At 71.9% G+C, this 12,677-nt stretch carries 12 protein-coding genes; 4 read left to right on the top strand and 8 right to left on the bottom strand.

Annotated elements, in window-relative coordinates; translation table 11 throughout:
• Positions 1-119: 119 nt before the first annotated feature.
• Positions 120-647: a hypothetical protein gene (locus tag JXZ78_RS29400; RefSeq protein WP_030022417.1), complete on the top strand. Its 528-nt coding sequence runs from the start codon at positions 120-122 to the stop codon at positions 645-647.
• 77 nt (positions 648-724) lie between these two features.
• On the opposite strand, the gene JXZ78_RS29395 is transcribed toward JXZ78_RS29400, so the two are convergent.
• The 5 genes from JXZ78_RS29395 to JXZ78_RS29375 form a co-directional block, all read right to left on the bottom strand.
• The gene (locus JXZ78_RS29395; protein ID WP_030022418.1) at positions 725-1,852 is read right to left on the bottom strand and encodes a GuaB3 family IMP dehydrogenase-related protein; all 1,128 of its coding nucleotides are present in this window, start codon (positions 1,850-1,852) and stop codon (positions 725-727) included.
• 73 nt (positions 1,853-1,925) lie between these two features.
• A complete protein-coding gene (locus JXZ78_RS29390; RefSeq protein WP_030022419.1) occupies positions 1,926-2,198 on the bottom strand; it encodes a hypothetical protein in 273 nt (90 codons plus the stop codon).
• Positions 2,199-2,235: 37 nt separating this feature from the next.
• Positions 2,236-3,738: an IMP dehydrogenase gene (guaB, locus tag JXZ78_RS29385; RefSeq protein ID WP_030022420.1), complete on the bottom strand. Its 1,503-nt coding sequence runs from the start codon at positions 3,736-3,738 to the stop codon at positions 2,236-2,238.
• Positions 3,739-4,004: 266 nt separating this feature from the next.
• On the bottom strand, positions 4,005-4,580 hold the full coding sequence (locus tag JXZ78_RS29380; RefSeq protein ID WP_030022422.1) for a sigma-70 family RNA polymerase sigma factor: 576 nt from the start codon (positions 4,578-4,580) through the stop codon (positions 4,005-4,007).
• A 281-nt stretch (positions 4,581-4,861) separates the two neighbouring features.
• Entirely contained in the window at positions 4,862-5,473 is a 612-nt protein-coding gene (locus tag JXZ78_RS29375; RefSeq protein ID WP_003948568.1) for a response regulator transcription factor, read from the bottom strand.
• A 388-nt stretch (positions 5,474-5,861) separates the two neighbouring features.
• Between JXZ78_RS29375 and JXZ78_RS29370 the strand changes: the two genes are divergently transcribed.
• Entirely contained in the window at positions 5,862-6,194 is a 333-nt protein-coding gene (locus tag JXZ78_RS29370) for a WhiB family transcriptional regulator (RefSeq protein WP_030022424.1), read from the top strand.
• 213 nt (positions 6,195-6,407) lie between these two features.
• Here JXZ78_RS29370 and JXZ78_RS29365 read toward each other — a convergent pair whose 3' ends face one another.
• Positions 6,408-7,319, bottom strand: a complete 912-nt coding sequence (locus JXZ78_RS29365; RefSeq protein ID WP_030022425.1) for a LysR family transcriptional regulator — start codon at positions 7,317-7,319, stop codon at positions 6,408-6,410.
• A gap of 79 nt (positions 7,320-7,398) precedes the next feature.
• Between JXZ78_RS29365 and JXZ78_RS29360 the strand changes: the two genes are divergently transcribed.
• Both JXZ78_RS29360 and JXZ78_RS29355 read left to right on the top strand, forming a co-directional pair.
• The gene (locus tag JXZ78_RS29360; RefSeq protein ID WP_030022427.1) at positions 7,399-8,064 is read left to right on the top strand and encodes an MOSC domain-containing protein; all 666 of its coding nucleotides are present in this window, start codon (positions 7,399-7,401) and stop codon (positions 8,062-8,064) included.
• Between the two features lie 85 nt (positions 8,065-8,149).
• The gene (locus JXZ78_RS29355; protein WP_030022428.1) at positions 8,150-8,923 is read left to right on the top strand and encodes an SDR family NAD(P)-dependent oxidoreductase; all 774 of its coding nucleotides are present in this window, start codon (positions 8,150-8,152) and stop codon (positions 8,921-8,923) included.
• A gap of 57 nt (positions 8,924-8,980) precedes the next feature.
• On the opposite strand, the gene JXZ78_RS29350 is transcribed toward JXZ78_RS29355, so the two are convergent.
• Positions 8,981-10,537 (bottom strand): right-handed parallel beta-helix repeat-containing protein, encoded by a 1,557-nt coding sequence (locus tag JXZ78_RS29350; protein ID WP_106968859.1) that lies wholly within the window; start codon positions 10,535-10,537, stop codon positions 8,981-8,983.
• Positions 10,538-10,603: 66 nt separating this feature from the next.
• Positions 10,604-12,592, bottom strand: coding sequence for a DUF2264 domain-containing protein (locus JXZ78_RS29345; protein WP_050502771.1), 1,989 nt, complete (start codon positions 12,590-12,592; stop codon positions 10,604-10,606).
• Positions 12,593-12,677 lie beyond the last annotated feature (85 nt).

Genomic DNA, 12,677 nt, shown 5'->3' with positions numbered 1-12,677 from the left:
CCATAGTGGACATGTCAGACCGGTCTGTTAATTTGTTCCGGCGCATCGAACGTGTGCGCGTCCACGCCGACCGGTCCCGCGCCCGACGCCGCGACGGTCTCCACCTCGGGGGAATCTTCATGAGCCAGTCCATGCCGCCCGCGCCTCAGCAGCCGCAGCAGCCCCACCAGCCGCAGCAGGCTCCGTACGGCGCTCCCGCACCGGGCGGCTTCCCGGCACCGATGGCCCCGCCGGCCGCCCGCCAGGGCAACGCCGGCCTGGCCGTCGCGCTCGGTGTCGTCACCACGCTGGTCGCGGCCGGCGTCTACGGCGCGGTCCTCAAGGCCGTCGACGGCGCCTCGATCGGCTACGCGGCGCTCGCCGTCGGCGCTCTGATCGGCGCCGTCATGGGCAAGGTGGGCGGCCGCAACGCCGCGCTGCCCGTGGTCGGCGCGGTGCTCGGCCTGCTCGGGCTCTACCTCGGCCAGGTCTTCGGCATGGCCCTGATCACGTCCGACGCCCTGCGCGCCCCGCTCACCGAGACCGTCTTCGACCACTTCGACCTGGTTCACACCGTGTGGAAGGAGTACCTCGGCGCGATCGACGTGGTCTTCTACCTGCTGGCGGCGGCCGGCGGCTTCCAGGTCGCGAAGAAGCTGGGCGCCTGACACCCCGCGCGCACGCCGAAGGGCCCGGACCGCACGAGGTGTGCGGTCCGGGCCCTTCGGCGTCCGGGCGTCGTGCCTCAGCGGTTGTCGTGCTGCGACGGCGCGACCGTCACCTCGACCCGCTGGAACTCCTTGAGCTCGGAGTAGCCGGTGGTCGCCATCGCCCGGCGCAGCGCGCCGAAGAAGTTCATCGAACCGTCCGGCGTGTTCGAGGGACCGCACAGGATCTCCTCGGTGGTGCCGACCGCACCCAGGTCCATCCGCTTGCCGCGCGGCACGTCCGGGTGGACGGCCTCCATGCCCCAGTGGTGGCCGCGGCCCGGCGCGTCGGTGGCGCGCGCCAGCGGCGAGCCCATCATGACCGCGTCCGCGCCGCAGGCGACGGCCTTGGGCAGGTCGCCGGACCAGCCCACGCCGCCGTCGGCGATGACGTGGACGTAGCGGCCGCCGGACTCGTCCATGTAGTCCCGGCGGGCGGCGGCCACGTCGGCCACCGCGGTCGCCATCGGCACCTGGATGCCGAGCACGTTACGGGTGGTGTGCGCGGCGCCGCCGCCGAAGCCGACGAGCACGCCCGCCGCGCCGGTGCGCATCAGGTGCAGGGCCGCGGTGTACGTGGCGCAGCCGCCGACGATCACCGGGACGTCCAGCTCGTAGATGAACTGCTTCAGGTTCAGCGGCTCGGCGGCCGAGGAGACGTGCTCCGCGGAGACGGTGGTGCCGCGGATCACGAAGATGTCCACGCCCGCGTCCACGACGGCCTTGGAGAACTCGGCCGTGCGCTGCGGCGAGAGCGCGGCGGCGGTGACGACACCGGAGTCGCGCACCTCCTTGATGCGCTGCCCGATCAGCTCTTCCTTGATCGGCGCGGCGTAGATCTCCTGGAGCCGCTTGGTGGCGGCCTCGCCGTCCAGCTCCGCGATCTCCGCGAGCAGCGGCTCCGGGTCCTCGTAGCGCGTCCAGAGCCCTTCCAGGTTCAGTACGCCCAGGCCGCCCAGCTCACCGATGCGGATCGCGGTCTGCGGGGAGACGACCGAGTCCATCGGGGCCGCCAGGAACGGCAGCTCGAAACGGTAGGCATCGATCTGCCAGGCGATCGAGACCTCCTTCGGGTCGCGGGTGCGCCGACTCGGTACGACGGCGATGTCGTCGAAGGCGTACGCCCGGCGGCCGCGCTTGCCGCGCCCGATCTCGATCTCAGTCACGTGTGTGGCCCTTCCATACGATTACGTCCCCAGTATCCCCGACCGGGGACGCTGGGGACGTATCAGGGCTTGATCACTCCTCGTTTTCGAGGAGTACCTGCGATGTGTCCACGACATGGACCACAAGGACGATCAGCAGGCCCTCGCTGATGACGTACTCGATCGCGATGTTCTGGGTGAGCGCCAGCGACCGGGTGTTCTCGTCGTTCGAGATCGGTATCGAGATCTTCGGCCGCGGGTCGTCCGCCAGCTTCTTGAGGCCCCGCTCCAGCAGAGCCCTGTGGTCCTCGGGCAAACTGTCGCGGATCTGGGCCGCGCGTTCGCTGTAGCTCACCGAGTACAACATCTGACCCCCTTGAACAGGCGCCCCAAGCCTACCGGCTTCACCGCCGCGCGTAGTTCGGCGCCTCGGTCACCATCTGCACGTCGTGCGGGTGGCTCTCCTTCAGGCCCGCCGCCGTGATGCGGACGAAGCGGCCCTTGTCCTTCAGCTCCTCGATGCTCGCGGAGCCGACGTAGCCCATGGAGGCGCGCAGGCCGCCGACGAGCTGGTGGGCCACCGAGCCGAGCGGGCCGCGGTAGGGGACCTGGCCCTCGATGCCCTCGGGGACCAGCTTGTCCTCGGAGAGGACGTTGTCCTGGAAGTAGCGGTCCTTGGAGAAGGAGCGCGCCTGGCCGCGGGACTGCATCGCGCCGAGCGAGCCCATGCCGCGGTACGACTTGAACTGCTTGCCGTTGATGAAGACCATCTCGCCCGGCGACTCCTCGCAGCCGGCCAGCAGCGAGCCCAGCATGACCGTGTCGGCGCCGGCCGCGATGGCCTTGGCGATGTCGCCGGAGAACTGCAGGCCGCCGTCGCCGATCAGCGGCACGCCCGCCGCGTTCGCGGCCTGCGCGGCCTCGTAGATCGCGGTGACCTGCGGCACGCCGACACCGGCGACCACACGGGTGGTGCAGATCGAGCCCGGGCCGACACCGACCTTGATGCCGTCCGCACCGGCGTCGATCAGCGCCTGGGCGCCGTCACGGGTGGCGACGTTGCCGCCGACCACGTCGACGCGGACGTTGGACTTCACCTTGGCGATCATGTCGAGGATGCCGCGGCTGTGGCCGTGCGCGCTGTCCACGACCAGGAAGTCCGCACCGGCCTCGACCAGCGCCTGGGCGCGGTCGAACGCCTCGTCGCCGACGCCCACCGCGGCACCGACGACCAGCCGGCCCTCGGAGTCCTTGGCCGCGTTCGGGTACTTCTCGGCCTTCACGAAGTCCTTGACCGTGATCAGGCCCTTGAGCACGCCCGCGTCGTCGACCAGCGGCAGCTTCTCGATCTTGTGGCGGCGGAGCAGCTCGACGGCGTCCTCGCCGGAGATGCCGACCTTGCCGGTGACCAGCGGCATCGGGGTCATGACCTCGCGCACCTGGCGGCTGCGGTCCAGCTCGAAGGCCATGTCGCGGTTGGTGACGATGCCCAGCAGCTTGCCCGCCGGGTCGGTGACCGGCACCCCGCTGATGCGGAACTTCGCACAGAGCGCGTCCGCCTCGACGAGGGTGGCGTCCGGGCGGACCGTGATCGGGTCGGTGACCATGCCGGACTCGGAGCGCTTGACCAGGTCGACCTGATTGGCCTGGTCCTCGATGGACAGGTTGCGGTGCAGCACGCCCGCGCCGCCCTGCCGCGCCATGGCGATCGCCATCCGCGCCTCGGTGACCTTGTCCATCGCGGCGGACAGCAGCGGGATGTTGACCTTCACGTTGCGCGAGACCCGGGACGCCGTGTCGACCGCGTTCGGCAGCACCTCGGAGGCGCCGGGCAGCAGCAGCACGTCGTCATATGTCAGACCGAGCATCGCGAATTTGGCGGGCATTCCGTCGACGTTGTCAGTCATGACACCTTCCCAAATGGTCTTGCCTCAGCGCGGACACCCATGCTAACGGCCACCACAGGCGTCTCATTCCACAACCGGTGAGGAGCGCATCACTTGTGCGTTCCTATGAAATGGCCGCGGCACGGACGTACGTTCCTACGGCTGTACGTTTCTTCGACTGTACGTTCCCGCACGGCGTCCGGCCGCCCCGGCCTCCACCGGGGCCGGGCAGCCCTTTCGCCGGGCACCGGAACGCCACCGGGGCACGCCGCGCCCCGCCGGTCCGGTCACTGCTCGGCCAGCGCCCGAAGCCGGCTCAGCGCCCGGTGCTGCGCGACTCGCACCGCGCCCGGCGACATCCCCAGCATCTGTCCGGTCTCCTCGGCCGTCAGCCCGACCGCGACCCGCAGCAGCACCAGCTCACGCTGGTTCTCCGGCAGGTTGGCCAGCAGCTTCTTGGCCCACTCGGCGTCACTGCTGAGCAGCGCCCGCTCCTCGGGGCCCAGCGAGTCGTCCGGCTTCTCGGGCATCTCGTTGGACGGCACGGCCGTGCTGCCGGGGCCGCGCATCGCGGCCCGCTGGAGGTCGGCGACCTTGTGGGCGGCGATGGCGAAGACGAACGCCTCGAACGGCTTTCCGGTGTCCCGGTAGCGCGGCAGCGCGCAGAGCACCGCGACGCAGACCTCCTGCGCCAGGTCCTCCACGAAGTGCCGCGCGTCACCCGGCAGCCGGGACAGCCGGGTGCGGCAGTAGCGCAGGGCGAGGGGATGCACATGGGCCAGCAGGTCGTGGGTGGCCCGGCGATCCCCTTCCACGGCGCGTGCGACGAGATCGCCGATCTCCTGAATCCCGTCATCGCGCATCGGTCCATGGTGCCTTGGCGCGGCGCGATCCGCGGCATCAGGTCCGTACTTGTGCACCGAAGCGTTATGCGCGGCAGGTGCGCCGGCTGTCATCTCCCGCGCCCTCCCCTCGCACCGGATCGGCCCGTCCCCGAGGAACTCCATACCTCAAGGATGCGGCACCGCGCGCCGAACCGGGATTCCGCTCCCGGACCGGCACCTGCGGGACCTCCTGCCACCCCGCCCGCCACGCGGCGGGCGGGGACCCTCATTCCCCCGCATCGCTGCACGTCACGGCCGTCCTAGCGGACCAGACCCCAGCGGAATCCGAGCGCGACCGCATGGGCCCGGTCGGAGGCGCCGAGCTTCTTGAACAGCCGCCGGGCGTGGGTCTTGACCGTGTCCTCGGAGAGGAACAGCTCACGTCCGATCTCCGCGTTGGAGCGGCCGTGACTCATGCCCTCCAGCACCTGGATCTCGCGCGCGGTGAGCGTCGGCGCGGCACCCATCTCGGCGGACCGCAGCCTGCGCGGCGCGAGCCGCCAGGTGGGGTCCGCGAGCGCCTGGGTGACCGTCGCGCGCAGCTCGGCGCGTGAGGCGTCCTTGTGCAGATAGCCGCGGGCGCCGGCCGCGACCGCCAGGGCGACCCCGTCCAGATCCTCGGCGACCGTGAGCATGATGATGCGGGCGCCCGGGTCGGCGGAGAGCAGCCGGCGCACCGTCTCGACTCCGCCCAGCCCGGGCATCCGCACGTCCATCAAGATCAGGTCGGAGCGATCGGCGCCCCAGCGGCGGAGGACTTCCTCGCCGTTGGCCGCCGTCGTCACACGCTCTACACCGGGCACGGTCGCGACCGCGCGGCGGAGCGCCTCTCGGGCAAGCGGGGAGTCGTCACAGACGAGGACGGATGTCATGACGGTCCTCCGCGGCTCTCACAGCTGCTGCGCGTCACCTTGAGCCTCCAGGCTGGTACGTATCGTCACCTGAGCGATCGACCGCCTCGGACACCTGCCCGAGACCTACCTCCGCCAACCGCTTCCGCCCTTCCAACGACGGTCACTCGAAAGAGTTACGGGTTGGACAGCCGCCTTCGGCACTCTACGTGAGGGCCCGGACACGCAGAAGATGTGCGGCCGTAGATCGCCCTCCTTCATGGCGCTATGCCCTATTTGGTGGCTTTTCTTCCGTTTTAACGGTGTCTGTGGCTAGATTCGCAATGAGTCATATTTACATCTACTTAGACAGTAGATGTACGGTCGTGAGCACCGAGCCCGAACCGGTATCGCTTCGAGGGGACTAGCAATGGCAGATTTCTCGCGCCTTCCGGGCCCGAACGCAGATCTCTGGGACTGGCAGCTGCTCGCCGCGTGCCGTGGCGTGGACAGTTCCCTCTTCTTCCACCCCGAGGGCGAACGCGGTGCCGCCCGCAGCGCGCGTGAGACCTCGGCGAAAGAGGTGTGCATGCGCTGCCCGGTGCGCGCCCAGTGCGCGGCGCACGCCCTCGCGGTCCGCGAGCCGTACGGGGTGTGGGGCGGGCTGACGGAGGACGAGCGCGAAGAGCTGATGGGCCGGGCGCGGCACCGGCTGGTGCCGGCGACGGCGGCGATGGGGCACCCCGGTGCCGGGGGTGGCTGAGCACACGGACTGAAGAAACGTTTCTTCGACAACTTCACCCGATCGGCGCAGTCGGCAGTCGGGCCGGGTCCCCGCCGCCTCGCCGCGCGCCACCTGCGACCTGCCGTCTGCCGTCTTGTCGTCTGTCGCCTGCCGTCTGCCGTCTGCCGTCTGCGGCCTGCCGCCCCCGGACGCCTCAGCGGCCGACCCGTTCCGCCGCCCCGTCCCGCCGCCTCAGTCCCCGACCGCGCCCGCCAGCCGCCCGAGCATCGCCTCGACCGCCGGGACCTGGGCGAGGTCCGGCAGGGTGAGCGCCACGACCTCGCGCTGCACGCACGGCTCCATCGCGACCGTACGGACCCCCTTGTGCCGTACCGACTCCAGCGCCAGCTCCGGCAGTACGGCGACGCCCAGACCCGCGCCCACCAGCCCGATCACCGCCGGGTAGTCGTCCGTCGCGAAGTCGATGCGCGGCGTGAAGCCGGCCCCCTCGCAGACCTCGACCAGGTGCCGCCGGCAGCGCGGGCAGCCCGCGATCCACGGCTCGCCGGCCAGGTCGGCGTAGCCCGCCGTCCCGGCGCCGGCCAGCCGGTGCGTCTCCGGGACCAGGCCCACCAGCCGGTCGACCAGGACCGGCCGGACGACCAGGTCGTCCCACTCCGCCTCGGCGGCGGGGTCCGCGCCGCGCACCTCCGGGTAGCGGAAGGCCAGCGTGATCTCGCAGTCGCCGTTGCGCAGCATCTCGACCGAGCGCGGCGGCTCGGCCTCGACCAGGGAGACTCGGGTGCCGGGGTGGTCGGCGCGCATGGCGGCCAGGGCGGCGGGCACCAGCGTCGAGCTGCCGGAGGGGAAGGAGACCAGCCGTACCCGCCCGGCGCGCAGCCCGGCGATGGCGGCGACCTCCTCCTCGGCGGCGGTCAGCCCGGCCAGGATGCCGGTGGCGTGGCGTACCAGCGCCTCGCCCGCCTGCGTCAGCCGCATCTCGCGGCCCGTACGGATCAGCAGCGGGGTGCCCGCCGACTGTTCGAGGGCCTTCATCTGCTGGCTGACGGCGGGCTGGGTGCAGCCCAGCTCGCGGGCGGCGGCGGAGAAGGAGCCGGTCCGGTGGACGGCGCGCAGTACACGGAGATGACGGGCCTCGATCATGCTTCGAGCATAAGCGGACCTTGGGGCGAGCGGGAAATAATGACTCGCGACTTTGGCTGGATGCCAGTAGCGTGCCGCCATGAAGCTTCTGTCTGTGAACGTGGGGCGGCCGGGGCCCATGGAGTACCCCGGCGCCACGGGCAGTACGGGCATCGGAAAGCAGCCCGTCGACGGACCGGTGGCGGTCTCCGCGCCCGGCCCCAAGGGGGTCGCCGGCAGCGGTCTGGCCGGGGACGCGGTGGTCAATCTCCGGCATCACGGCGGCGACGACCAGGCGGTGTACGCGTACGCCCGCGAGGATCTGGACGCCTGGGAGAAGGAGCTGGGCCGGACGCTGCCCGCCGGGATGTTCGGGGAGAACTTCACCACCAGCGGCCTGGACGTGACGCACGCGCTGATCGGCGAACGCTGGCGCGTGGGCCCTCGGCTGCTGCTGGAGGTGACCTCCGCGCGCATCCCCTGCATGACCTTCCAGGGGCGGCTGGGCGAACCTGGCTGGATCAAGCGCTTCACGCGGGCCGGTGCGCCCGGCGCGTACCTGCGGGTCCTGGAGCCGGGCCAGGTCCGGGCCGGGGACACGATCACCGTCGAGCACCGCCCGGACCACGACGTGACGATCGCCCTCGCCTTCCGCGGCATGACCACGGGGCGCGAGGTGCTGCCGCGGCTCCTGGAGGCGGGGGCGGCACTCCACCCCGAGCTGCGCGAATGGGCGCTCAAGTACATCCGCGCACAAGAGGCTTGAACCCGGCTGAACGGGGCGCCCGTACCCCGGCCGGCGGGTACCGGCCGGGGCGAGTGGCGTACGCGGATGCGGATAGCGTGCCCGTATGACGACTGCATTGATTACGGGAGCGACGGCGGGCATCGGCGCCGCTTTCGCCCGCCGGCTGGCGGGCGACGGCCACAACCTGGTGCTCGTGGCGCGCAACGAGAAGCGGCTGCGCGAGCAGGCCACCGAGCTGCACGACCGGCACGGCGTCGAGGTGTCCGTGCTGGTCGCCGACCTGGCGACGGAGGACGGCATCGCCGCGGTCGAGCAGCGGCTCGGCGACCGCACCCATCCGGTGGACCTGCTGGTCAACAACGCGGGCTTCGGCAACAAGGGCGAGTTCCTGGACGTGCCGATGGCCGACGAGCTGAAGATGCTCAAGGTGCACTGCGAGGCGGTGCTGCGGCTGACGTCGGAGGCGCTGAAGGGGATGCGCGAGCGGCGTCGCGGCGGGGTCGTCAACGTGGCCTCGGTGGCTGCGTTCGTGCCGCGCGGCACGTACGGGGCGAGCAAGGCGTGGGTCGTGCAGTTCACCCAGGGCGCCGCCCGCGACCTGGCGGGCAGCAACGTACGGCTGATGGCGCTGTGCCCGGGCTTCGTGCGGACCGAGTTCCACGAGCGGGCCGGAATGGGGACGGACAGCATCCCCGACTGGATGTGGCTGGACGCCGACAAGCTGGTGGACGCTGCGATGAAGGACCTCGCGCGCGGCAAGTCGCTGTCCATCCCGGACCCGCGCTACAAGGCGCTGATGGGCGTGGCGAAGCTGGCGCCGCGCAACCTGCTCGGCGGGATCACGTCGAAGACGGGACGCAAGTACGGGCCGCAGTGACGCGGTGCGGTACGGGCCGTGGGTGAGGCGCCCTCGGCCCGTACCGTCCTGGAGTCGTCAGCGGACGCCGGGGCCCTCGTATGCGCCGATGGTGGGGGCTCCGGCGGGCAGCGGTGTGCCGAAGTAGTCGCGGCCGCCGTTGCCCGCGACGTGCTGTCCGGCAGCGTGGGCAGGTGACCCGGCGGTGAGACGGAAGTCGTCGCGCAGTCCGGGGTCGGCCGTGGTGCCGCCGGGGTTGGCGGGCAGGTGCGCCGGTGGCAGGCCGTGGAAGACGTTGTGGTCGAAGCGCAGGCCGGGTGTGGGGTTCTTGAGGGCGTAGCCGCCCTGTCCGCGGCTGGCGAAGATGTTGTTGCGGATGGTCAGCCGGTGGTCGGTGGTGGTGGGGGACGTGGTGTCGTCCTGGACCAGGTAGGCGGGGATGCGGGTCGTGTTCAGGAAGCTGTTGTTGTAGATGCGGGTGTCGAGGACGGGGCCGGCACAGTTCTGGATCAGCCGTGCGCCGTCGTTGCGGCTGACGTTGTAGCGGACGGTGGTGCCGACGGTCTTGGCGCCGCTGTACGGGCACAGCAGCAGGAAGCCGCCCGCGTTGTCGTGGCTGTTGTTGTACTGGAACACCGTGTTCCGGGAGGCGCCGTCCGCGTCGAAGGACATGCCGTCGTGTGTGTTGCCACCGCCGGAGACCTCGTTGAACTGGACGAGGGTGTCGTCCGTGTTGAACGTCCAGACTCCCGCGTTGGCCGAGGGCGAGCGGAGCTGGAAGCCGTCCACCCGGTTGTGCTCGACGACGGCGCCCGCCGTGGTGTCCAGCTTGATGCCGTCGCCCGCCAGTGACCTGAGGGTGTTGTGGTGGACGCGGACCCGGGTGCTCGGGGTCCAGGCGCCGGGGTAGGTGTGCGGGTCCTGCTGGTTGCCGACGAGGGGGCGCCGGGACCAGGTGGACTTGAAGTACACGCCCTCCCGGTCGACGTCCTCGATGCGGTTCCCGGCGATCTCCAGTCCGTCGTAGCGGCTGGGCCGTGCGGTGCCCTCCACCGCGACGTGGACACCGCTGGATCCGGTCAGGGTCTTGGCGTCGCCGCCGCGTACGTCGTGCACGTACAGCCCGGTGACCGCGATCCCGCGGGCGGTGCCGTAGTCGGTCAGGCGCAGCCGTACGCCGTTGCGTTCGCTGCCGGGACGTGCCGCGTTGACGATTTCCAGCGCGCTGAGCCGTACGTACTGCGTGTTGGCCAGCAGCACGGTGTCGTGGGCGCCGGCGCCGTCCAGTCGGGCACGGGCGGCGGCGCTCCCGTAGTCGGCGATGGTGAAGGGCGCGGTGGCGGAGCCCTCGCCCCTGGGGGCGAGGGTGCCGGTGCAGGTACTGCCGCGGCGGAACAGCAGGCGGTCACCGGGGCCGTACGGCTGGGCGTTGGCCTGGGCCAGGGAGGACCAGGGGCGGGCGCGCGAGCCGTCGCCCCCGGCGGGCGCGGCGCAATCGACGTGGAAGACGTGGCCTGCCGAAGCGGAGGGGCGGTCGGCGGCGCGCGCGCCGGGGGCTGTGACGAGCGTGAGCGCGGCGGACAGGACGAGCACGGTGGGTGTCGCGCGCGCGGCGGCGCGCGGCCCGGGTCTCATGGTGCGGTACCTGTTCCGGTTCCTGCTCCGGTACCTGTTCCGGGTCTCATGGTCCGTGGGCCTCCGTTACGGGGCGGTGGCGGTGTCCGCGGTCAGGGTCAGGGCGCTGGTGGTGCCGTCCTTCCAGGTCACGTGGATGTCGTGGGAGCCGCTGAGCCGGACCTCGGCCAGGGTGCGGGCCGGTTCCGGGCCGGGCTCGGCGGTGAGCGAGGCGATCGAGACGAACAGGGCGCCTTCGGGGGCGTCGGGCACCGTGCCGTCGAGGCAGGCGGTGCTGGTGCGCTCCCCGAAGGGCGTGCTGCCGGTCGGCACGGTCCGCGGTTGTCCGGCGTCCTTCGTGAAGCCGTGTACGGCGTGCAGCTGGGCGGCCGGTCCGTCGTCCGGGACGGCCCAGCCGGTCTGCCGTACGGGGGTGCCGGGCGCGGCCCCGGTGACGAGGTGGACGCGCACCTCGGCGCGGCCGTGCGCCAGGGTCGCGGACAGGACCCGTACTCCGGCGAGTTCGGAGCCGTCCGCGCGGCGCGGGGTGTGCGCCGAGGCGGCCCAGCCGGGGCCGCTGCCCAGCGGTTCGACCGGGCCGCGGCCGGTGGGTGTGCCGTCCACGAGCAGCGCGAAGTGGTTGTCCGGGGTCGCGGCGGGGGTGGTGTCGGAGCCGGGGTTCGCCGACGTGTCCACGACCGCCACGGTCTCTTCCGCGGCCGACGGCCCCGTACGCGTCGAGTAGGCGAACCGCGCGTAGTTCGGGTCGGCCGGGCCGAAGACCGAGGAGCTGCCGTGGTTGTGCAGCCTGACCAGCCCGTCGGCCGCCGTGGACTGCACGAGCAGACCGGGCGCGCGCAGCGTGGTGACGGCGTCCTTGGTCTCGGCGGGCAGCGGCTCCTCGCGCTCGGTCCAGGCGGGGTGGCCGTCCGGCAGCAGCAGGCCGAGCAGCCCCTTGGACGCCCAGTACGGGGAGGCGGGCCCCGAGTAGCCCTGGAGCATCGGCGCGTACGGGCCGTACCAGCCGAGCGGCAGGAGGCCCTCGTCCGTCACCGCGCCGTGGTCGATGAAGTGCCGCAGGGTGCCGGAGGCGAGGCGGCGGGTGGCGCCGGGGGTGAGCGGGGTGTGGCCGGTGAGGGCGCCGAGCCAGGGCGCGGCGAGGGTGGCGAAGCGGTAGGTGAGGGAGCGGCCGAAGGGCATCGGCGCGCCGTTGGCGTCGAACATGCGGCGGTAGCCGTCGAGGTGGGCGCGCAGCCGCTCGCCGTACGTGTCGAGCAGCGCGCGGTCGCCGGAGAGATGGGCGTGCAGGACGGGATAGAAATGCAGCGCCCAGCCGTTGTAGTGGTCGAACGCCTGGTTGTCGCCGTCGCTGTACCACCCCTCGCCCCGGTACCAGCCGTCGATGCGCTCCAGCGCGCGGTCGACGGACGCCTGCGCGCGTTCCGTCTCGACGCCCGCGTCGAGGAGGAAACCGCCGACGGTCAGGCCGAACAGCCACCAGTTGTTGTCGATGGGCGGCGGGTCGAGAGCGGGCAGCAGCCAGTCCACGGCCCGGGTGCGGACCTCGTCGTCCAGGGTGTCCCAGAGCCAGGGGCGGGTCAGCCGCAGGCCGAGGGCGATGGAGGCGGACTCGACGATGGCCTGCCGAGTGTCCGGGATGACCGGCCAGGCGTCGGGGTGCTTGCCGTCGAGCCCGGGTTCGGTCACCGGGTGCCCGGTGCCCGCGGCGAGCCCTTCGCCGTACCGTGCCAGGTAGCCGTGCGGGTCCCGGCCGCCGCTGCCGGCCACCCGGAAGGCGGCCGCGAGGAAGGTGCGCGCGTAGCCTTCCAGACCGTCCGAGCGCGGCCCCGACCAACTGGGGCGGGCGCCCGGGAGGTTGACGAGGCCGTTCCGGGGTGACGCGTACGGAGTGACCGCTTGCAGGAGGCTGTCGGCCGTGGCCTCCCAGTGCGCACGGGTCCAGCCGGTGTACGGGCTGCGCTCGCGGTCCTCCGGCGGAAGGGCGCCGGACTTCCGGCCGGTGGGCTGAACGGGCTGTGAGGGCTGGGCGGGCTGCGGGGGCTGGGGCACGGTCATGAGCGCTTCCCTTACGGTCGACGACCCCAGGAATCCTCAACTCGCCGCGATCGAACGTCAAGAGCACCTGATCGAACGACCGTTT

This window comes from Streptomyces monomycini, from assembly GCF_022271435.1.
In the GTDB taxonomy this organism is placed as follows: Bacteria; Actinomycetota; Actinomycetes; order Streptomycetales; family Streptomycetaceae; genus Streptomyces; species Streptomyces monomycini.
Note: the sequence above shows the minus strand (reverse complement) of the source record. Positions and strands in the feature narration are given on the sequence as shown.

What these genes read in the sequence shown, in the direction of transcription:
- JXZ78_RS29400 (WP_030022417.1), top strand. Translation starts at nt 120, where the DNA reads ATGAGCCAGTCCATGCCGCCCGCGCCTCAGCAGCCGCAGCAGCCCCAC.
- JXZ78_RS29390 (WP_030022419.1), bottom strand. Translation starts at nt 2,198, where the DNA reads ATGTTGTACTCGGTGAGCTACAGCGAACGCGCGGCCCAGATCCGCGAC.
- guaB (WP_030022420.1), bottom strand. Translation starts at nt 3,738, where the DNA reads ATGACTGACAACGTCGACGGAATGCCCGCCAAATTCGCGATGCTCGGT.
- JXZ78_RS29380 (WP_030022422.1), bottom strand. Translation starts at nt 4,580, where the DNA reads ATGCGCGATGACGGGATTCAGGAGATCGGCGATCTCGTCGCACGCGCC.
- JXZ78_RS29375 (WP_003948568.1), bottom strand. Translation starts at nt 5,473, where the DNA reads ATGACATCCGTCCTCGTCTGTGACGACTCCCCGCTTGCCCGAGAGGCG.
- JXZ78_RS29370 (WP_030022424.1), top strand. Translation starts at nt 5,862, where the DNA reads ATGGCAGATTTCTCGCGCCTTCCGGGCCCGAACGCAGATCTCTGGGAC.
- JXZ78_RS29365 (WP_030022425.1), bottom strand. Translation starts at nt 7,319, where the DNA reads ATGATCGAGGCCCGTCATCTCCGTGTACTGCGCGCCGTCCACCGGACC.
- JXZ78_RS29360 (WP_030022427.1), top strand. Translation starts at nt 7,399, where the DNA reads ATGAAGCTTCTGTCTGTGAACGTGGGGCGGCCGGGGCCCATGGAGTAC.
- JXZ78_RS29355 (WP_030022428.1), top strand. Translation starts at nt 8,150, where the DNA reads ATGACGACTGCATTGATTACGGGAGCGACGGCGGGCATCGGCGCCGCT.
- JXZ78_RS29350 (WP_106968859.1), bottom strand. Translation starts at nt 10,537, where the DNA reads ATGAGACCCGGGCCGCGCGCCGCCGCGCGCGCGACACCCACCGTGCTC.
- JXZ78_RS29345 (WP_050502771.1), bottom strand. Translation starts at nt 12,592, where the DNA reads ATGACCGTGCCCCAGCCCCCGCAGCCCGCCCAGCCCTCACAGCCCGTT.